This window comes from Nonomuraea sp. 10N515B, from assembly GCF_052245915.1.
Taxonomy (GTDB): Bacteria; Actinomycetota; Actinomycetes; order Streptosporangiales; family Streptosporangiaceae; genus Nonomuraea.
Genome location: NZ_JBQQBQ010000103.1, coordinates 1 through 19,886, shown reverse-complemented (window position 1 = coordinate 19,886; position 19,886 = coordinate 1). Strand labels below are relative to the sequence as shown.

Annotated in this window: 19 protein-coding genes; 7 read left to right on the top strand and 12 right to left on the bottom strand. The window is 71.5% G+C overall.

All coding sequences use genetic code 11. The features are described 5' to 3' along the window. Positions 1 to 320 precede the first annotated feature (320 nt). Together ACTWQA_RS55650 and ACTWQA_RS55645 are read left to right on the top strand one after the other, a co-directional pair. Positions 321 to 1,463 carry an amidohydrolase family protein gene (locus ACTWQA_RS55650; RefSeq protein ID WP_443166894.1) on the top strand — a complete coding sequence of 381 codons (1,143 nt, stop codon included), beginning with the start codon at positions 321 to 323 and terminating at the stop codon, positions 1,461 to 1,463. Between the two features lie 65 nt (positions 1,464 to 1,528). Further along, on the top strand, positions 1,529 to 4,300 hold the full coding sequence (locus ACTWQA_RS55645; RefSeq protein WP_443166893.1) for a glycoside hydrolase family 2 TIM barrel-domain containing protein: 2,772 nt from the start codon (positions 1,529 to 1,531) through the stop codon (positions 4,298 to 4,300). Between the two features lie 52 nt (positions 4,301 to 4,352). Here the strand turns inward: ACTWQA_RS55645 and tuf are convergent, their stop codons facing one another. The 8 genes from tuf to ACTWQA_RS55605 form a co-directional block, all read right to left on the bottom strand. Beyond that, complete coding sequence (tuf, locus tag ACTWQA_RS55640) at positions 4,353 to 5,525, bottom strand: elongation factor Tu (RefSeq protein WP_443166892.1); 1,173 nt, start codon at positions 5,523 to 5,525, stop codon at positions 4,353 to 4,355. Between the two features lie 222 nt (positions 5,526 to 5,747). Then, the gene (locus ACTWQA_RS55635; RefSeq protein WP_443166891.1) at positions 5,748 to 6,362 is read right to left on the bottom strand and encodes a hypothetical protein; all 615 of its coding nucleotides are present in this window, start codon (positions 6,360 to 6,362) and stop codon (positions 5,748 to 5,750) included. A gap of 10 nt (positions 6,363 to 6,372) precedes the next feature. Further along, positions 6,373 to 7,845, bottom strand: coding sequence for a multicopper oxidase family protein (locus ACTWQA_RS55630; RefSeq protein WP_443166890.1), 1,473 nt, complete (start codon positions 7,843 to 7,845; stop codon positions 6,373 to 6,375). Between the two features lie 8 nt (positions 7,846 to 7,853). Further along, positions 7,854 to 8,306, bottom strand: coding sequence for a hypothetical protein (locus ACTWQA_RS55625; RefSeq protein ID WP_443166889.1), 453 nt, complete (start codon positions 8,304 to 8,306; stop codon positions 7,854 to 7,856). Further along, positions 8,303 to 8,815 carry a hypothetical protein gene (locus tag ACTWQA_RS55620; protein ID WP_443166888.1) on the bottom strand — a complete coding sequence of 171 codons (513 nt, stop codon included), beginning with the start codon at positions 8,813 to 8,815 and terminating at the stop codon, positions 8,303 to 8,305. Before ACTWQA_RS55620 ends, ACTWQA_RS55625 begins: the two co-directional genes overlap by 4 nt. Before the next feature lie 76 nt (positions 8,816 to 8,891). Next, a complete protein-coding gene (locus tag ACTWQA_RS55615) occupies positions 8,892 to 9,539 on the bottom strand; it encodes a response regulator (protein WP_443166887.1) in 648 nt (215 codons plus the stop codon). Next, a complete protein-coding gene (locus tag ACTWQA_RS55610; protein ID WP_443166886.1) occupies positions 9,517 to 11,757 on the bottom strand; it encodes a histidine kinase in 2,241 nt (746 codons plus the stop codon). Before ACTWQA_RS55610 ends, ACTWQA_RS55615 begins: the two co-directional genes overlap by 23 nt. Positions 11,758 to 11,834: 77 nt before the next feature. Continuing rightward, positions 11,835 to 13,049, bottom strand: coding sequence for an MFS transporter (locus ACTWQA_RS55605; RefSeq protein WP_443166885.1), 1,215 nt, complete (start codon positions 13,047 to 13,049; stop codon positions 11,835 to 11,837). A gap of 104 nt (positions 13,050 to 13,153) precedes the next feature. Here ACTWQA_RS55605 and ACTWQA_RS55600 point away from each other — a divergent pair, with 104 nt between their 5' ends. Further along, on the top strand, positions 13,154 to 14,152 hold the full coding sequence (locus ACTWQA_RS55600; protein WP_443166884.1) for a metalloregulator ArsR/SmtB family transcription factor: 999 nt from the start codon (positions 13,154 to 13,156) through the stop codon (positions 14,150 to 14,152). A 56-nt stretch (positions 14,153 to 14,208) separates the two neighbouring features. Here ACTWQA_RS55600 and ACTWQA_RS55595 read toward each other — a convergent pair whose 3' ends face one another. Beyond that, positions 14,209 to 14,889 (bottom strand): hypothetical protein, encoded by a 681-nt coding sequence (locus ACTWQA_RS55595; protein WP_443166883.1) that lies wholly within the window; start codon positions 14,887 to 14,889, stop codon positions 14,209 to 14,211. 471 nt (positions 14,890 to 15,360) lie between these two features. On the opposite strand from ACTWQA_RS55595, the gene ACTWQA_RS55590 reads away from it, so the two are divergent. From ACTWQA_RS55590 to ACTWQA_RS55575, 4 genes are all read left to right on the top strand, one after another. Beyond that, positions 15,361 to 15,552: a hypothetical protein gene (locus tag ACTWQA_RS55590; RefSeq protein WP_443166882.1), complete on the top strand. Its 192-nt coding sequence runs from the start codon at positions 15,361 to 15,363 to the stop codon at positions 15,550 to 15,552. Positions 15,553 to 15,565: 13 nt separating this feature from the next. Beyond that, on the top strand, positions 15,566 to 15,742 hold the full coding sequence (locus tag ACTWQA_RS55585; RefSeq protein ID WP_443166881.1) for a hypothetical protein: 177 nt from the start codon (positions 15,566 to 15,568) through the stop codon (positions 15,740 to 15,742). Between the two features lie 115 nt (positions 15,743 to 15,857). Continuing rightward, positions 15,858 to 16,247, top strand: coding sequence for an ankyrin repeat domain-containing protein (locus ACTWQA_RS55580; RefSeq protein WP_443166880.1), 390 nt, complete (start codon positions 15,858 to 15,860; stop codon positions 16,245 to 16,247). Positions 16,248 to 16,262: 15 nt separating this feature from the next. After that, the gene (locus ACTWQA_RS55575; RefSeq protein WP_443166879.1) at positions 16,263 to 16,424 is read left to right on the top strand and encodes a hypothetical protein; all 162 of its coding nucleotides are present in this window, start codon (positions 16,263 to 16,265) and stop codon (positions 16,422 to 16,424) included. A gap of 58 nt (positions 16,425 to 16,482) precedes the next feature. Here ACTWQA_RS55575 and ACTWQA_RS55570 read toward each other — a convergent pair whose 3' ends face one another. From ACTWQA_RS55570 to ACTWQA_RS55560, 3 genes are all read right to left on the bottom strand, one after another. Then, the gene (locus tag ACTWQA_RS55570) at positions 16,483 to 17,772 is read right to left on the bottom strand and encodes a pectate lyase (protein WP_443166878.1); all 1,290 of its coding nucleotides are present in this window, start codon (positions 17,770 to 17,772) and stop codon (positions 16,483 to 16,485) included. A 51-nt stretch (positions 17,773 to 17,823) separates the two neighbouring features. Then, positions 17,824 to 19,449, bottom strand: coding sequence for an AbfB domain-containing protein (locus ACTWQA_RS55565; RefSeq protein WP_443166877.1), 1,626 nt, complete (start codon positions 19,447 to 19,449; stop codon positions 17,824 to 17,826). 162 nt (positions 19,450 to 19,611) lie between these two features. Then, on the bottom strand, positions 19,612 to 19,886 hold a 275-nt coding region (locus tag ACTWQA_RS55560), incomplete at its 5' end, for an enolase C-terminal domain-like protein (RefSeq protein WP_443166876.1).

The following is a 19,886-nucleotide window of genomic DNA, read 5'->3' as shown; positions in this document are numbered from 1 at the left end:
CACGCGCGACGCTGCACGCGCGACGCTGCACGCGCGACGCTGCACGCGCGACGCTGCACGCGCGACGCTGCACGCGCGACGCTGCACGCGCGACGCTGCACGCGCGACGCTGCACGCGCGACGCTGCGCCGCACTGCTGCGCCGCACTGCTACGGTGCACTGCTACGGCAGTACCACCCGCCGACACGGTCGTCCGTCAGGCGGGCGCCGCGGGTCCGGATGCTGCGGCGCGGAGCCCGTGGGGAGGGGCGGGCGGCGGGATCGGGGCTCGGCGGCGCGTGCGCTCGGGGTCGGCGGGGTGGCTCCCCTATCCTGGCCAGGTGTCCCTTGAGCTCGAGCTCGTCCCCGGCCTGGCCCGGGCCATCGAGGAGCTGCGGCTGGTCGACCACCACGTGCACGGCGCCTCGGCCGGCGACCTGTCGCGCAAGGCGTTCGAGGAGCTGATCACCGAATCCGACCGGCCCATCCCCGAATGGATGACCCCGTTCGACTCCCAGGTGGGATACGCGATCCTGCGCCACTGCGCCCCCGTGCTCGGCCTCGACCCGCACTGCACGCCGGAGGAATACCTGGCCAGGCGCGCCAGGCTCGGCGTGGACGAGGTCAACCGGCTGCTGCTCACCGCGAGCGGCGTCGGGCACTTCCTCGTCGAGACCGGCCACCGGGGCGAGGAGGTGCTCGGCCCGTCCGGCATGGCCGACGCGGCAGGCGTGCCCGCCGACGAGGTGGTGCGGCTGGAAGCGGTGGCCGAGCAGGTGGCCGCGGACGGGTGCGCGGCGTGGGCGTTCGCCGGGCGGTTCGAGGAGGCGCTGTGGGAGCGCACCCGCACGGCGCGCGGGCTCAAGACCATCGCCGCCTACCGCCACGGACTCGACTTCGACCCGGCCCGGCCGACGGGCGAGGAGGTCACGGAGGCGGCCGGCCGCTGGTTCGCGGCAGGCGGGCGGCTGACCGATCCGGTGTTGCTGCGCCACCTCATCTGGGCGGGGCTCGACCGGGGGCTGCCGCTGCAGGTCCACATCGGCTTCGGCGATCCCGACGTGGACCTGCGGCGTTCCGACCCGCTGCTGCTGCGCGGCCTGATCGAGCTGGCCGAGCCGACCGGGGTGCCGCTGCTGTTGCTGCACTGCTACCCCTACCAGCGGCATGCCGGGTTCCTGGCGCACGCCTACCCCAACGTCTTCTTCGACGTCGGGCTGGGCGTCACCTTCACGGGGGCGCGCAGTGTGGCGCTGGTGGCAGAGAGCCTGGAGGCGGCGCCGTTCGCGAAGATCCTCTTCTCGTCGGACGCCTGGGGCCCCGCCGAGCTGCACCACCTCGGGGCGCGGCTGTGGCGGCGGGCCATGGCGCGGGTGCTGGGGGAGTTCGTGGCCGAGGGGGAGTGGTCGATCGGCGAGGCGATGCGGGTGGCCACGCTGGTGGGCAGCGAGAACGCCCGCCGCGTGTACGGCCTCGGAACCTGAGCAAAAGTACGGACACGGAACTCATCGCTGCCCAAAATGCTCGCGAACCTCTAGGCTCGGCGACGATGGACCTCGAAACTTTCACCCCCGGTTCGGGACTACTCGAACCCAGGGCAGCACTCCGCTCCGACGCGCCCGCACTCGACCTCAACGGGACGTGGCGCTTCCGCCTCTCACCCACCGCGAACGTCCCCGACGACTTCGCCCAACCCAGCTACGACGCCGCGGACTGGGACGAATTGCCGGTGCCGTCCCACTGGCCGTTGCACGGCTACGGCGCGCCCGCGTACACCAACGTCGTCTTCCCGTTCCCCGTCGACCCGCCGCACGTCCCCAACGAGAACCCGACCGGCGATTACCGCCGCACGTTCGACCTGCCCGAGGACTGGACGGGCGGCCGGCTGCGGTTCGAGGGCGCCGACTCCTTCGCCCGGGTCTGGCTCAACGGGCACGAGCTGGGCTTCTGGACGGGCAGCAGACTGCCCGCGGAGTTCGACGCCGGGCCGTGGCTGCGCCCCGGCCGCAACGTCCTGGCCGTGCGCGTGCACCAGTGGTCGGCCGCCAGCTACCTGGAAGACCAGGACATGTGGTGGCTGCCCGGCATCTTCCGCGACGTCACCCTCACCCGATCGGCCGCCGACGTCTTCGTGCACGCCTCGCACGACGGCAGGCTCAGCTTCGAGGGCGAGGGCGGCTTGCTCAGCATTCCGGAGCTCGGCGTCGCCGACCTGGAGCCGGGCACGGAGATCACGCTCGACGTCGAGCCGTGGACGGCCGAGACGCCGCGCCTGTACGACGCCGTCGTGACGTTCCCCGGCGAGACGGTGAGCCTGCGCATCGGCTTCCGCACGATCTCCATCGTGGACGGCGTGTTGCTGGCCAACGGCAGCCCGCTGCTGCTCAAAGGCGTGAACCGGCACGAATTCCACCCCGAGCGCGGCCGCGCGGTCCCGTACGAGACCATGCGCGCCGACGTGCTGCTGATGAAGCAGCACAACGTCAACGCCGTCAGGACCAGCCACTACCCGCCCCACCCCGCCTTCCTCGACCTGTGCGACGAGCTCGGCCTGTGGGTGATCGACGAGTGCGACCTGGAGACGCACGGCTTCGGCGAGGTCGACTGGCGCGGCAATCCCACCGACGACCCGCGCTGGGCCGGCGCGCTGCTCGACCGCATGCGCCGGATGGTCGAACGCGACAAGAACCACCCGAGCGTCATCATGTGGTCGCTCGGCAACGAGGCCGGCGTCGGCCGCAACCTGGCCGTCATGGCCGACTGGGCCCGTGAGCGCGACCCCTCCCGCCCGATCCATTACGAGGGCGACTGGACGTGCGCGCACACCGACGTCTACTCGCGCATGTACGCCTCCCACGCCGAGGTCGAGGCCATCGGCCGCCTGGCCGAGGACCCCCTTGACGACCCGGAGCTGGACGCACGGCGGCGCGCGATGCCGTTCCTGCAGTGCGAGTACGCCCACGCCATGGGCAACGGGCCCGGCGGGCTGGCCGAATACCAGGAGCTGTTCGCGCGGTATCCGCGGCTGGCCGGCGGGTTCATCTGGGAGTGGATCGACCACGGCATCGTGCACCCGCAGTTGGAGTACGCCTACGGCGGCGACTACGGGGAGCCCGTCCACGACTCGAACTTCGTGATCGACGGGCTCGTGTTCCCCGACCGCACGCCGTCACCCGGGCTCATCGACCTGAAGAAGGTGTTCGAGCCCGTCACGTTCGACTTCGGCGACGGGGTCGTGCGGGTCGTGAACGGCTACGACTTCCGCGACCTGTCCCACCTGGAGTTCGTCGCCACCGTGGAGGCGGAGGGAGAGACGGTCGCCGAGCACCGGCTGGAGGTGCCCGCGGGCGGCGGCGAGGTCAAGCTGCCCGAGGCGGCGCCTTCGGGAGAATGCTGGCTGACCGTCCGCGCCCTGCTGTCCGGCGACCAGCCGTGGGCGGAGGCGGGACACGAGGTGGCGTGGGGACAGAAACTCCTGGCGCCGCCCGCGCCCCGGACCGCTTCGGCGACGCTGGTCACGTTCGTTCGGGACGGCGACGAGATCGTCGCCAGCGGGTGCGGATTCGACGCGGAGACCGGGCGGCTCGTCAGGCTGTTCGGGCTGGAGGTCGAAGGGCCGCGGCTCGACCTGTGGCGGGCACCGACCGACAACGACAGGCACGCCGGCCTCGAAGGCAAGTGGCGCGCCCTCGGCCTGCACCGGCTCACGCACCGGGTGGACGATGTCGAGGTCGGCGACGCCCTCACCGTCCGCACCCGGGTCGCGCCCGCCGCGACCGACGTCGGGATGCGGGCGATCTACCGGTGGACGCTCGCCGGAGACGGCGGGCTGCTGCTGAGCCTCGACCTCGAGCCCGAGGGCGAGTGGCGGGACCCGATCGCGCGGCTCGGCGTCACCATGACGCTGCCCGGGACCGCCGTCGAGCGGGTCACCTGGTTCGGGCGCGGGCCCGGCGAGGCGTACCCGGACACCGGCATGGCGGCGCGGGTCGGCCGCTGGACGGCCTCGATCGACGAGCTGCAGACGCCGTACGTCTACCCGCAGGAGAACGGCCTCCGCGCCGACGTGCGGTGGGCCGACTTCGGCGCGTTCACGGTGTCCGGGGATCCGGTGTTCGGGATGACCGCGCGCCGCTGGAGCATCGACGAGCTGGCCGCCGCCACCCACCGGCCCGACCTGGTGCCGGGGGACCGGGTGCACCTCCACCTGGACCTCGCCCACCAGGGCATCGGCACCGCCACCTGCGGTCCGGGCACGCTGCCGCAGTACGAGCTCAGAGCTCAGGCGGCGACGTTCACGCTGAGGTTCGACCCGGCCTGAGCCGGGGACACGAAACCGGGTCCCGCATGGGATATGCGGGACCCGGCCCGGGTCAACCGGACGACGGCACGGTGAGAATCGTGCCCGCGCCCACCGTCAGCCCGCCCTCGCGGATCGCGAAGCCGAGCCCCGGCTCGACGGCGACCGGCTTGCCCAGCGCGACCTCCACCTCGACCGTGTCACCCGGCCGGGCGGCCTCGTCGAGCTTGAGCTCCCCGGGCACGTCCGTCGTCCGCAGGTAGAACTGCGGCCGGTAACCGGACGCGATCGCCCTGCGCCGCCCGCCCTCCTCCGGAGTCAGGAGGTAGACGCGGGCGGTGAACGACGTGCGGGCCCGCTGGCTGCCCGGCTGGGCCAGCACCATGCCCCGCCGCACCTGCTCGCGGCGCACCCCGCGCAGCAGCACGGCGGCGTTGTCGCCGGCCTCGCCCTGCTCCATCGTCTTGCCGAACGTCTCCACGCCCGTCACGACGGCGCTGAACCCGTCACCGAACCCGACCGCCTCCACCGTGTCACCGACGCGGACCGTGCCACGCTCGATGGCGCCGGTGACGACCGTGCCGCGGCCGGTGACCGTCAGCACGTTCTCGACCGGCATGAGGAACGGCGCGTCCACGTACCGCACCGGCACCGGAATGTGCTCGTCCACCGCCTGGAGCAGCGCCTCCACCGACGCCGTCCAGACCGGGTCGCCCTCCAGCGCCCGCAGCCCGGACACCCGCACCATCGGGACGCCGTCGTAGCCGTGCTCGGCCAGCAGCTCCTGCAGCTCCAGCTCCACCAGGTCGGTCAGCTCCGGGTCGGCGCCGTCGGCCTTGTTGACGGCCACGACCAGGTGCTCCACGCCGACCCGCTTGGCCAGCAGCACGTGCTCCCTGGTCTGCGGCATGATCCCGTCCTGCGCGGACACGACGAGGATCGCGCCGTCGAGCTGCGCCGCCCCCGTGATCATGTTCTTCACGTAGTCGGCGTGGCCCGGCATGTCGACGTGGGCGTAGTGCCGGGTGGCGGTCTCGTACTCGACGTGCGAGATGTTGATCGTGATGCCCCGCTGCGCCTCCTCCGGCGTGCGGTCGATCCGCTCGAACGGCGTGTACGTCGCCTGCCCCCGCTGCGCCAGCACCTTCGTGATCGCCGCGGTCAGCGTGGTCTTGCCGTGGTCGACGTGGCCCATCGTGCCGATGTTGAGATGCGGCTTGTTCCGTACGTAGGCCTGCTTGGCCATGATTCCCTCTCCTGAGACATCTGGATGCTTCGTGACCCGTCAGGGCCGGTCAACCTCCCCCCGCCGGGTCACCTCAGGACTTACGGGAAGAGGTCAGCGCTCCAGGCCGTCGCAGACACGCTCGAACGCGCCCACCGGCAGGGTGGGCGTCGTGAGGCGAGCGCGCAGGAACATGAGGAACATAGTGCGATCATCAGCACCGAACGGCAACCGATTATTCCGTCACTGCTTCACAGCGAGGAGCAGCGTCCAGGCGGGGAACAGCGTCCAGAGGACGACGCCGGGGATCCCGCCGGCGGCCCAGGCCCAGGGCACGTCGAGCGCGCCGGCGACGAGGGCGCCGGCACCGTACGCGACGACGGCGATCGGCAGGACGATCACGATGGTGCGGCCGAGGCGGGTCACCGTCACGGGCAGGGTGCCGGTGCGTGTGCCCGCGCCGCTGATCGCGCCCGCCCAGCACATGGCGACGACCGCGCTCACACTCAGGGGGACGACCTGCACGGCGAACGGCAGCGTCTCCGTGACCAGCAGGACCTGCAGGACGATGACGGCCACGGCGGCGGCCAGGCCGATCCAGGTCCATCCGCGGGCCCGGGCATCGCCTGCCATGAGGCGGCCCAGAGTGAGGATCACCGGGAGGAGGGTGGCGTACTGGACCACGACCAGCACGTCGTTGGCCCAGCCGAACCAGCCGTCGCCGGGGGCGTCGGTCCACGGTTGCGCGGTGACGAAGAACAGGATCAGGAAGACGTTCGCGATCAGGCCGATGACGCCGCTGGCGCCCGCCGCCCACCGTATGGGTGCGGGCAGGGGGAGCAGGACTGTTGTGTTCATGGGGTGTCCTTCACTCGCGGGAATTGTCGGCAGGGCCGCCGATGAGGAACGGGGTCGTGACGTTCTCGTACATGAGGTGGACGAGGAGCCCTTCTTGGGCGTGCGGCAGGTTGTGGCAGTGGTCGACCCAGATGCCGGGGTTGCCGGCGAGGAACGCGATGTCGTACGACTCGCCGTCCTCCACGTTCAGTGAGTCGACCCACCAAGGGCTTCCGGCGGCGGCCACGCCGTTGCGGCCCAGGACCAGCGCGTGGTGGCCGTGCAGGTGCATCGGATGCACCTCGCCGCTGTCGTTGACGATCGTCATGCGGACGACGTCGCCTTCGGCGACCATGAACATCGGCACGTCGGGATAGAGCCGGCCGTTGACGGTCCAATAGAGGCCGGGGAGGCCGTCGACGAAGCCCGGCCGACGCCCCATCTCATAGCGAAAGGTGCGATCCGGGCGAGCTGCGTCAAAGGGCACTGGGGTCGGGCGGCCATAGGCCAGCAGGTCCAGCGTCGCGGCCGGCCGGGCGCTCGCCGGTGCCGGAGAGGGCCCGTGCGAAGAGCCGGTCAGCACGACCGACAGCGGGCCGCCGATCTGCACGCGGACGGGGCTGCCGTCGGCGGGCATGATCACCTCGAGGTCCGCTCGGCCACCGGACGTCACGAGGATCGCGGCCCGCCCGACGGGTCCTGGTGCGTGGAGGTCGGTGCCGTCGACGGCGACCAGGCGAGGGGCGGCGCCGGTGACCCAGGTCGGGATGGGCCCGTTATCGGTGTTGATCACGCGTACCCGGGCCGTGGCACCTGGCGACGCCGGGACGACGAGGTCGGACTCGGATCCGTTGATCGTGCGTATCCCGTTGTAGAGATGCGTCAAGGCGACGACGTCCACGGCGGGCCGGCGCTCATGGGCGGGACGGATGACCAGGGCACCGAGGAGACCGCCGGCCACCTGCTCGTGGGAGAGCTGGTGGGAGTGGTACCAGAACGTCCCGACCTGGCGGGCGACGAACCGGTAGACGTACTCCTGCCCGACGCCGACGGCGTCCTGGGTGACGCCGGCGACTCCGTCCTCGCCGCCCGGGACGTCGACGCCGTGCCAGTGCAGCGTGACCCCGCCGGGAACCGACTCGTTGACCAGCCTCACCTGGACGAGCTCACCCGCTGTGGCCACGATCTCCGGCCCCGGGGAGCGGCCGTTGAGCGTGTACCCGTCGACCTCGCGGCCCGACGCCAGCCGGTGGCGCTGCTTGCGCGCGGTCAGGGTCACGTCGACGTCCGGCTTGCGCCGCCGGTCGGTGACCAGCGCGGTGATGTCGCGCGCGGCGCCCCCGTGGCGGCCGTGCGCGTGCCCGCCGTCGTCGGCGTATCCCATCTCCATGATGGAGTACGCCGGCGGCAGCAGGCTGGCTCGCCACATCCACGCGAGCGGGACGACGACGGCCAGCGTCGCGGCGAAGGCCGCGGCGAGCCGGAGACGGCGGGGGAGCACCATGACCGCGCTCAGACCGCGGTCGCGGCAGGCGTGCTCGTGGTGACGCGCCGTGCCCGGCGGCCGGCGTGCAGGGCGGCGGCGAACAGCGCCATCGCGTTGAGCCCGTGCAGCGCGCCCAGCCACGGCAGGTCGTGCGCCGAATAGCCCAGCGTGGCCTGGACGGCGACGAGGCCCAGCACCAGCGCGGCGAACTTCACCCCGCCGGAGATCTTGGCGAAGAACGAGAAGATCAGCAGGAGCAAGGCGAGGACGGGGATCACGAGGCCGCCGTTGACGCCGTGCACGATGATGCCGATGACCTCGGGGAAGGGGAATTCCTCGCTCTCCATGACGGACTTGTCGAACACATTGCCGTCCGAGATCCACTTGCCGAGCCCCGCGAAGCCCAGCGCGATCACCGTCGCCTGGATCGCGACCTCGGCCGCGATGACGTAAGCGACGATCTTGTAGGCGGTTCTCACGATGTCTGTCCCTTCCATGCGCATGATCGGATCGCTTCGGCGAGCAGGACAGCGCCGAGCGGCCCGGCGCCGAAGACGTAGGGAGCGCCCGGGTCAGCGGTGAGCGCGCCGAGCAGCGCGGCCACCGCGATGATCACGCCGGCCGCCGGCGGGATGAGACCGGCCCGGCCGGCCACGTACGCCAGCCCCGCGACGCCGGCGGCGGCACCACAGACCAGGGCGAGCAGCAGGACCGGATGCGCCGCGAGCCACCGGTCGCCGGCCGCCCTGAGCGTCGCCTCCACCGTCCCGGCCGATGCGACGACGCCCAGCAGCGCCATGGCGACGGCGGCCGGCGCGCGGCGGGCATGGCCGGCGAGGTCGCGGTACACCAGCGCGGTCGCCACGACGGCGAGCCATGCTCCGGCGCTCCAGACGAGACCGCAGGATGCCGAACCCGTCAGAGACCCGGCGAGGCAGATCGGCGCCGCGGCCATCAGGCCGAGTCCGCTGACCATCTGCGTCCACATGGCGGTCAGGATGGGCGGGCCCGCGTCCCGGAGTCACGGGACAGATGTCCCAGTGGGTACGGGAACCGCGGTGGCGCTACCCCGATTCGTGCGAGCCGCCGAGACCCGCCTCACGGGCCCGGACGATCGCGGCCGACCGGTCGGCCACGTGCAGCTTGGCCAGGATGTTCGAGACGTGGTTGCGCACGGTCTTGGCGCTCACACCGAGCCGGTGGGCGATCGCCGCGTTGCCCACCCCCCGGGCGACGAGCTCCAGCACCTCGTGCTCGCGCTCGGTGAGCTGGGGGAAGGGGGACGCCGCCGCGACGCGGGCGAAGTGGGCGAGCATCTGCGCGGCCACGCCGGCGCCGAAGACCGCCTCGCCACGGGCGACGGCACGCACCGCGGCCACGATCTCCTCCCCGCCCGTGCCCTTGAGCGCGTACCCGTGGGCGCCGGCGCGCAGGGCCGCCAGGACGTTCTCGTCGTCGTCGTACATCGTCAGGATCAGCGACCGAGTGGGCAGCCCCGCGGCACGCATGCGGGCGATGACCGTGAGCCCGTCGCCGCCGGGCATGTTGACGTCGAGCACGGCGACGTCGGGTCGCTGCTCGACGGCCAGGTGCAGCGCGTCGGCGCCGGTGGCGGCGACTCCCACCACCGTCATCCCGGGCTCGGCGTCCAGCACGGCGCGCAGACCGGAGACGAAGATGGGATGGTCGTCAGCGAGGATCAGCCGGATCATCGGGCTCCCTTCCCAGACTCGTCGGCAGGAAGGCGCGCACACGGGTGCCGTCGCCACGTGCCGAGCGTACCGACCAGGTCCCGCCCACCTCGGCGGCGCGCTCCCGCATCGAGTGGAGGCCGATGCCGGCCGGCCGATCGGGGTCGAGCCCGCGGCCGTCGTCGCGGACCGTCACCTCGACGCCGCCGTTCACCGGCGTGATCGTGGCGGTGCAGCGTGTGGCGCCGCTGTGGCGGACCGCGTTCGTGATCGCCTCGACGGCGATCCGGTACGCCGCCGTCTCGACCGCCGCCGGCAGCACCGGCAGCTGCTCGGGGCCGATGACCTCGATCGACATGTCGCCCGCCAGGGCGCTCGCCCGGGCCCGGATCGCGCCGACCACACCCAGCTCGTCGAGGGCCGGCGGGCGCAGCGCCTCGACCAGGCGCCGCACGTCGGTCAGCGACACGGACGCCTCCGCCGAGATCTCGTCGAGCAGCGGACGCGCCGCCGACTCCGCCGGCACGGCACGGGCGGCGAGCCCGGCTTTGAGTCCGATGGCGGCCAGGGTCGGGCCCAGCCCGTCGTGGAGGTCGCGGCGCAGCCGGCGCCGCTCGTCCTCCCGCGAGGCCACCACCTCGGCACGTGATCGGACCAGGTCGTCGTGCAGCCGCACCGCCTGCACCGCGGTGCCCACCTGCTGCGCCAGCGAGGCGATCAGACGGAGATCGATGGGATCGAGGGGTTCGTCGCTGTCCCGCGCCGAGACGCGCAGCCGGCCGATGAGCGTCCCGTGGTAGCGCAGCGGTTCGGCGTGCACCGCGCCCACGGCGACGCCGTGCTGGGCGGCCTCGCGGCACGTGCCCGCGGCATCCGCGAGGTCGATCGCCACGTACGGCACCCGCAGCGACCGCGCCACGGTCTCCACGACCGCGGGCAGCACGTCGGCGGGCAGCAGCACCGCCTGCAGCCGGGAGCCGAGCCGGGTGAGCGCGCCGGCGGGGTCGTGGCGGTCACCGTACATCACGCGGTTGACCGTGCTCTGCGCGAGGTTGCGCAGCGGCGCCAGCGCGAGCGCCGCCCCCGCCGCGGTGAGCGCGGCGGCCATCGTTTGCGACAACCTCAGCCCGCCGACCAGCAGCGCGACGACGGCCGCGTAACCGGCGACGAGGATCGCCACCACGCTGGCGTACACCAGTGACCGGTTCGCCAGCCGCTCGATGTCGAACAGCCGGTGGCGGCGCAACGCCACCCCGATGCCCGCCACGAACGGCAGCCCCGACAGCCCGAGCGCGCCCCAAGGCAGCGGCCGGGCGCCGGCGAGAAGCTCTGGCAGATGCCAGCCGGCGATCCCGAGCACGGTCGCGGCGGTGGCGCCGGCGAGCAGCCAGCGCATCCTGCCGCGCATCACCGCATCCCGGTTGCCGCGGTAACTGACGAAACCCCAGATCGTGCCCGTGGCCAGGGTCAACGCCACGACCGCTGTCTGGCCGGTGTGGAGCAGGCCGAGCCAGCCGAGGGGGTGGGGCGCGAGCAGCGCGGCTACCCCGCTCCACAGGGCCATCCCGGCCGGCGGCACGGCGTAGGCGACGGTCGTCGCCGCGCGGACCCGGGGCGACTGAGGGTGGCGGGAGGTGAACGCGATCGTGAAGGCCAGCAGTGCTCCCCAGGAGATCGAGTACGCTCCGATCGCGTTGAGGTGGAACAGCCACAATTGGGGCCCGCCGGTAGCCAGGACAAGGGCCGGGAGCCCGGCGGCGACGGTGAACGTGCTGCCCAGCAGACCCGCCGAGAGGACCAGCAACGGGGGCGTGGCGGGCTCGTCGGGTCGTCGCAGGTACAGCGCAGTGGCAAGCCCGGCGAGCGCCACGACGAAGACGAGGTTGCCCCAGCCGGTCAGGACGAGCGGGTACGGGTCCGGGCGTTCGATCCGGACGGCCACGACCGCCGGCCGCTCGCGTGCCACGTCGTACGGGACGGTCGTCCCCAGTGGCGGACGCGCCACGGCGCCCGGGCCGTCGGCGAGAAGGCGCCCGGCGACGCCGGTGACCAGGTCGCCGGTCCGCAGCCCGGAGCCACCGGCCGGGGCGGGGACGTCCACCACCACGCCGTCGGGCCGCCAGCCCAGCCGCACCACGCTGCCGTCCGAGGGCGCGTCCAGGCAGACGGCGGTCGCCACGGCCCCCAGCGCGACGAGGACGATCGCGACCGCCGCAGGAGCCCTGTACCGTCGCCGCACCGAGGTCGTCCCTGACCACCAGGCGGACATGGACTCATCGTCGCCGACGCTTCCGCAGGACACCATCACTCTGGCGCCTACGGTTCTTGACCCGGAGGCTGAGGGCACCGCCAGGCCTCGCGCAGGGCACGGACCAATACCGGCAACGCTGTCAGCAAGGCGATCCCCCGCAGCACCCCCGCCACGGGGTACGGCGCGCGCAGCCCGAACGTGTGCGCCAGGAGTCCGCCGGCCAGCGCGCCCAGCGGGATCAGCCCCCAGCCGAGCATCTTGTAGGCGCTGGTCACCCGGCCGAGCAGCTCGGCCGGCACGATCTGCTGCCGGAGGCTGACCGTCACGATGTTCCACAGCGTGACGAGGAAGCCGTTGAGTGCCAGCAGAACGCCGAGCACGACCGCGTTCGGACTCAGCCCGATCCCGACGAAAATGACGACGTTCGCGGTGAGTACGGCCAGCAGCGCGGCACGTGCCCCGATTCTCTCGACGGCGCGCGCGCCGGCCAGACCGGCGAGCAGGCTGCCGATCGCGGCGCCGGCCAGCAGCAGGCCGTAATCGCGCGCGTCGAGGCGGAGTGTCTGGGTCGCCAGCAGGACAAGTGTGGCGTTACCCAGGTGGTGGCAGAAGGTGTTGACACCGACCAGCACCGCGAGGGTACGCAGCAGCCGGTGACCCATCAGCCAGCGCAGGCCGTCCGCGATCGCCCGGCGCATCGGCGGCGACGCGACCGGCCGGCGTGTACGCCGGGGCAACGTTGCCAGCAGCGCCGCGGACAGGGCGAACGAGACGGCGTCCAGCCCGAACGGCAGCGCCGTGCCGGCCACGAAGAGCAGGCTGCCCACCGGCGGCCCGGCGAACTGCAGCCCGATCGTGGTGATCGCCTGCTGATGGCCGTTCGCCCGGTGCAGCAGCGGCTTCGTCACGATGTCCGGTACCACCGCCAGCGCGGCATTGCCGAACACCACTGCGCCCGCCCCGAGCCCGAAGGCCGCGATCAGGACTACCGGGATGCTCATATGGCCGAGCGCGACAAGAATCGCGATGACTCCGACGATCAGCGCCTGCATCGCCTGGGCACGCCACATCAGGCCGACACGGTCGTGCCGGTCGACGAGCACGCCCGCGGGGAGGGACAGCAACAACCACGGCAGGTACGCCGCCGCGGACACGGCCGACACGGGTCGTGGATCGCGGGTGATCGTGACCGCCAGCAGCGGAACGGCCGCGGCGAACGCTCCGTCGCCGACGCTGCTGATACCCGCGGCCCACCACAGCCGCCAGTAGCTCCCGGGCAAGCGTGGTTCGGTATCGCTGTGGGGAGAGTCCGGCCTCATGCCGTGATCGTCCGGTGTGCCTGAGCGGCCACGACAGCATGTAGGCCACCGCTACATAATCGGGTATGGCCTTGACGATCGAACTGGGCGTGGCCGAGCTGGCGGCGACCCGATTCGCGATCTCACCGCTGTCCGAGACCGTGTCCGGTCTGCAGCAGCTGGGCGGTCGCGATCGCAACCCGATCAACCTGCGGTGGCTGCGCTGGGCCGACGACGAGCTGGCCAAGAGCCCGCTCAACCTCTCCCATACCTGGCCCCTCATCGTGAGCGCCCGGCTGAACTGGCCTGAGTTCCTCGTTCCCGCCCCGCATGGCCCGGGAGGCTCGATCGAGGACGACCTGGCGGCGTTGCGGCGGACAGCCGCTTCCCACGTGCGCTTGAGCCTCCGGCGCGTATTCGGCGAAGAGCTCCCTGCCCCCGTCACCGCGCTCGCCGAGCGACCGGCGGCAGGCCTGCGGGCGATCGCCGGGGAGCTGCGCGCGGCGCACGACCGGCTCATCGCGCCGTACTGGACACGAATCCGCGCCGTCCTCGAAGCGGACATCATCGATCGCGCCAAGCAGTTGGCCACAGGCGGTGCCGCGGAGTTGTTCGCGGGCCTGCACCCGGATCTGCGCTGGCGTGAGGGCCGGCTGATGCTGGGAGGAGAGCGCTGGCGAGCCGAACAGGTCGTGGACCTCGGCCCGGGTGGGCTGGTCCTCATGCCCGTGGTTCTCGGCTCGCCGCACGTGCTGATCAAGAAGAGGACGTCCACGCAGACCACGGTGCGCTATCCGGCCCGGGGTACCGGGACGTGGTGGACTGCGGGGACCAAGACGCCCGCGGCCGGCACCGTCCGGCTGCTCGGCCGGGCACGTGCCGAACTGCTCGAGGCGCTGCGTTCCCCCGCGACGACGACGGAGCTGGCGCGTGCGCTCGGCGTCACACCCAGCGCGGTGTCGCAGCACCTCGGCGTATTGCGCGAGTGCGGGCTGGTCGCGCGCGAGCGATCCGGGCGCAATGTCCTCTACATGACAACTGACCTGGGCGCATCCTTGATCGGGACAGGTGCCGAACGTGCGTAGCGTCGTCGGCTGCCGGAGTCCGCTCGGGAGGTGCTGAGCTCTGGTCCGACGTCAGGTCATCCAGCTGCGGGCCGGTGCTCGATGCCGATGGGCGCGGGGAGCAGCTTGCCGAACGGGACGGCGCGCAGAGCCCGGAGACGTTCGGTGGCGCGCGGGTGGCCGTGGTCGGCGGCGAGCCTGTAGTAGAACCTGGCGATGTCGCGCTTGGCCGGGCCCTCCTGTTCGTAGGCCAGTCCGTAGGTGAAGGACAGGTTCGCCGCGAACTCGATCGGGCGCGGATCGCCCGCGAAGGCCTCGGCGTCAGGGTGACGTTGCTGGATCGCGGCGTGGATCCAGTAGCGGGCCGCCGCGGACTCGCCAGTCAGCACGTGGATGATCGCCAGGCGGTAGGCGGACTCGGGATCACCGTCGCCCGCCAGGCGGACCAGGCGCGCGACGGTCCTGGTGGTGCGCCGCTCGGCCTCGTCGGCGGGTGTTCCGTAGAGATCGTACGACCCGGTGGCCTGGGGCGGGGGCTGTTCGTTCCTGGCGGCGCGCCAGCGGTCCTGCCACTGCTTCACGGTGCCGAGGGCGTCCGTGGGCAGGCCGGTCTGCTCGGCGTGGCGATGACACACCATCACGAAGGAGGCGACCAGCCCCCAGTCCGGCAGGCGTTCCCGCTTGCCGTTGAGGATGTCGCTCAGCGTGCTTCCAGGCAGTTCCTTGGGGATGCCCGGCGCGCGCGACAACCGTTGCATCTGGGAATAGCTCGGCTGGCCGGCCGATTCCCGTAGCTCTATGAGCGCAGCTATGAAGGCGGAATGTGATCCTGCCCGGAGAGTGTCAGTCATCGTCCTTGGTGGAGTCGAAAGGTCAACAAGTGTCGCCATATTTTCAGAAATAGTCTCGCAGTCCAGGACACTTCGAAGATTCCATCTCATCCGGTCGCTGTGGCCGCTCCAGATGATCGTTGGCCCATCAGCCCCAAGAGCAGTGCCGGGCATTGATTCGGGGTGCAGGCTGAGCTTTTGTCCGAATCGGTGAATCTGTTGCCGGATAACTCCGGATGATGCCGGACGATTTCGGAAGATCTCGGTGGTTTACGTTCTGGCGGTGCATTTTCGGTCTTGTTCGGCTCCGTCCGAGCACGTTTGGGCCGCTGGCAGACGACCTTCACGAAGACGCATGGTTGCCGCATTCATCGCTGCTCTTCGGGAGGCCATTGCCCTATGCCGTTACTCACGGCTCGCCCGTCAAGCATCGCGTACTGCGCCGACGCTCCCTGCCTGGCAGATGAGCAACTGCTGGTCACGCTCTTGACGACCTGGGTGCTCGCGACGGGGCGCACTCCGCCCGCCGTACGCCCTGACGGCCTCACCCCCGAAGAACTCATCGACTTCTGGGCCGACGACCGCATCTGAAGAAAGAGGACCGATGTTCACCACGCGTCAGCTGCTCACGCTCACTCTGACGATCATGATCGCCGCGATCACCTGCGCGCTCGTCCTGGCCACCGGCGCGGAATGGCCGGGCGCCCTGCTCAGCGGCGGCGGCGCGGGCGGGGCCACGCTGGTGACCCTTCCCAAACTGCTGAACAGGCGCGACTCATAGCTCGGTCACCCGATCGAGCGGTGCTGCTCAGTCGATCCACCCCGCACGCGGCCCTCACGCAGCCTCCGAGCACTGCAGCAACCAGGGCGGGAACGGACGGGTGCTGGAGGGTGGCGTGTCCCCGGACGAGCCCGATGAGGACGGCAGCACGGCACTCTACCGGGCCGCTGTGCAGGGCGACGCGGACCTCGTGCGGATGTTGCTGGCCGCCGGCGCCGATCCCGACCGGGAGAGCGGGGGCGACACCGAAGGGCTGCCTCTGTGCGCCGCCGCGTGCTGGGGGCACATCGAGGTCGTGGCGGCGCTGCTCGATGCCGGTGCGGATCCCGATCGGCGGGAGGACGAGGGGGTCGCCGATATGACGGCCCTGCACTGGGCGGCGTCGAACGAGCATCTGGCCGTGGTGAACGCGCTGCTCGAGCGCGGGGCCGGGCCCGATGCGCGCAACGCGGCCGGGCGTACCGCGCTGTCCCATGCCGCGGAGCAGGGAGCGACGCCGTGGTGAGGACGCTGCTCGACCATGGAGCGGATCCCGCGGCGGCGAGGAGGCGATGTGCGGGTGGTGGCCGAGGCGCGCGACACCGACGGCAGCCTCCGCTCGGAGTCGTGGCTGGGCACCGGCCACGCCGAGATCGTCCGCCTGCTGGAGGACGCGGCAGCCGGCGCCGCCAGCCGCCCCTAGCGGGGGCCGCCGCCGGCGGAGCGATGGGCTCCATGCCCCTCCGGCGACGACGGCCGAGCTACTTGTAGGTGAGGGTGGCCGTGGTGTAGAGGCAGTGGGCGCTGTCCGGGCCGCTGCCGATCTGGGTGGGTTCGCCGCTCGTGACGCCCTTGAACTTGGCGCAGACCACGACCTTCTTGCTGGGGTCGTTGACGATCGTGATCGAGGAGAACGTGGCGGTGTCGCCGTAGTTGGTGTTGATCCCGGCGATCACCTTGGCGGGCGTCGTGATCGTCACGTTGGAGATCACGACGTGCCGCGCGTACTGCTTGGAGCAGTTGCCGCAGGAGCGGTAGAGCTTGCCGACGTTCTCCGCCCGGAAGTTCTTGATGACCATCGTGCCGGGCCCGTTGTGCTGGAACGTCTTGTCGGAAGCGGCGCGGGCGCCGCCGCCGTCGATGGTCATGGTCTGGGTGGCCGAGGTGGCCTTGAAGGTGGCGGCGTCCTCGCCGACGTCCTCCCACCAGACGTTCTTGAGCGTGCACGTGCCCATGCAGTGGACGCCGTCGGCGGCCGGGGCGCCGATGATCACGTTCTGCAGGGTCGCGCCGTCGGCCAGCTTGAACATCGGGGGCTGGCCCTCGCTCTGGCTGCCGCTGCCGAGCGCGCCGGAGCCGTAGAAGCGCTTCATGCCGCCGTCGTGGACGCCCGTGACGGTGATGGTCGCGGTGACCGCTTCCTTGCCGGTCGGCGTCGGCCAGGCGCCAGAGGAAGGCGCTGTCGGGGTTGCCGTCTGGGTCGGCTTTGCCGTCGCGGTCGGCTTCGTCGTGGGACCCGCGCTCGGGGCCGGGATGGAGGCCGCAGGGCGCAGGGTCCAGCGCTTGCTGCTCACCGTGTCACAGGAGTTCTGCTGGATCAGCGCGCCGGCCGCCTTGGCGGACGACTTGACGTTCAGGCACTTGGCGCTGCCCGCGTTGACGAGCTGCCGCGTGCCGCCGGCCGCGGCCTTGAACGTCCAGGTCTGGAACGCCCCGGCGGCGCAGGACTGCTGCTGCACGGCCTTGCCCGCAGACGTGCTGCTGCCCTTGATCCCGGCGCACTTCCCGCTGTGGGCGATGCTCAGCCGGTAGCCGCCGCTCACGGACGTGAGCGTCCAGGCCTGGTTCGCCGCGCCCGCGCACGCCTGCTGGGTGAGCTGGACGCCGTCGGCCTTCGCGGGGACGCTCAGGCACAGGCCGCTACCCGCGTTGACGAGCTGGTACGCGCCCGGCGTCGCCGACGCCGCGGCGGGCGTGGCGGCGGCCAGCGCGGAAGCCGCCAGGAAGATGCCGCCGGCAAGGGCGGACACCTTCGTGGTTGTGGGGAGCAAACGGATTCCTTCCAGGGGGTTGGATTCGTCGGGTGCGCTGCGCGCCGACGATCAGGAGGAGGCGGGTCTGAAGGTGCTGTCGGCGCGGAAGGCGGAGGTGTCCTGGGCCTTGTCCAGCCACAGCTGGTGGTGGCGGTGGCGGATGAACCGGCCGGGATAGTTCAGCGACTCCAGACGCACCCTCCCGCTCGCCCCACCCGGCCGGGCGAGGAAGGTCGCGTCCCGCTCGAACAACTCGGTGCCGTTGTCGGTGTCGAACCGCAGCCGGTAGTCCTTGTGCCGCAGGTAGCGGCCGTCCTCGTCCATGAACGAGTAACCCTTGGCGTCGGCCAGCCCCGGCACGATCCGCAGCGGCGCCGCCTCGCCGAGCACGCCGAGGGCGCCTGAGGCGGCGATGCCCTCCGTCGGCAAGTTGATCGACTGGAGCACGCGGGTGGCCCCGGTCGGCAGCAGGCCGCCGGAGCCGCCGGAGGCGGCGACCGCGCGGGTGAACAGCAGGGTCCCGAAGCCGAGCTGGTCGAACCCGCCGCTGTTCGGCCCGTAGTTGCCGCCCCCGCCCTCGGCCCGCACCCGCTCGGCGTACGCCTTCGTGTTCGGCACCGCCAGCCCGCGCCGGTTGGCGTAGTGGTTGTAGAGCAGCTCCCACACGGGACGGTCCTGGCCGCGCCCCGCGCTCGAGATGACCGTCTGCTCCCGGGGGGCGCACTTCGTGCCGTGGCCCCACTTGTACGTGGTGAACGGCACGTCGTGCCCCAGGTTGTACTTGGCGACGTACTCGGCCGCCTTCATGATCCGGTTGTCGGCGTAGCCGTACAGGTCGATGCCCTGGTTCCAGGCCATCTCGGCGAACGTGCCGATCAGGCCCATGCCCATCATGGTGTGCCCCTGGTCGCGGCCGCTCTCCTGCCACTGCGCGAGCCCGCCCGGGTGGAGGAACGGGACGGCGTTCATGATGGCCCCGTTGCCCTTGCCGTTCTTGAAGTAGTCGACGGCCTGCTCGAACTTGGCCTGGTCCTCGCAGAAGAGCCCGATCGCCATGACCGCGGCCATGTTGCACAGGTCCCAGTTGGCCCAGTAGTTGGTGATGCAGGCGCCGTTGTGCTGGCGCAGGAAACGGTCGTTCACCGGATAGAAGACGGTCAGCAGCATCTTCTGGAACCGCTCGAGGTTGAAGCCCGGGTAGCCGCGCATGAGCTCGGCGGCGTTGGCGATCTGGTAGCCGTAGATGCCCGCCGCCAAGAACCGGTCGGCATTGCCGTTGATCGCCTTCAACGTGCCCGACCAGGCGTTCAGGATGTCACGGGCGGCGTCGCCGTGCGCCTTCTCCCCGGAGATCTTCCAGCGCAGCGCGTTCTGGTAGGCGGCGTGGACGTCGTTGTAGAACTGGACGTAGTTCTGTCCCGTCCCGCCGCGCACCACCGTCTCCAGCGGGCGTGCCTTCCACGTGCTCGCCGAACGCCCGTTGGCGATCAGCTTCTCCCACCCCGCCTTGTACGGCTGCGCCCCGGCCTGCACGGCGGCCGCGATCCGGTCGAAGTCGGCCTGGGTGTGCAGCAGCCCCGGGTGCTTGAACGCCGCCGAGGTCCGCGCCGCGGACGGCAGCGCCGGGAGCGCCGGGAGCACTGCCACACCCGCCGCCGCCTTGAGCAGGTTTCGCCGGCTGGTCTGGAGAACCATGTGAGTCCTTTCGCGAGACGATCTCTCGTCCGGAGGAGACTGGCCGTGGGCGACCGGATAACACTTTTCCGGATGTCCGTTCCGACCGCGGGCGCAGAATATCGCCGATTGGGCGTTTCCTCCTGGTACTCACTGGTTTACATAACTTGGCGACCCTCAAGCTCAGAGGGTGATCCACTCGGTGGATGTGGTCACCTCGTCGAGCACGTCCGGGATCGGCTCGACGCCGATGCCGGGGCCGGTGGGCACCTCTAGGTGCCCGTCTGCGAGCTCGAACGGTTCGGTGATGTCGGTGGCGTAGTAGCGGCGCGATGCCGAGGTGTCGCCGGGGAGGGTGAAGCCGGGGAGTGCGGCCAGTGCCACGTTGGCGGCCCGGCCGAGGCCGGTTTCGAGCATGCCGCCGCACCACACGGCGATTCCGTTGGCCCGGCACAGGT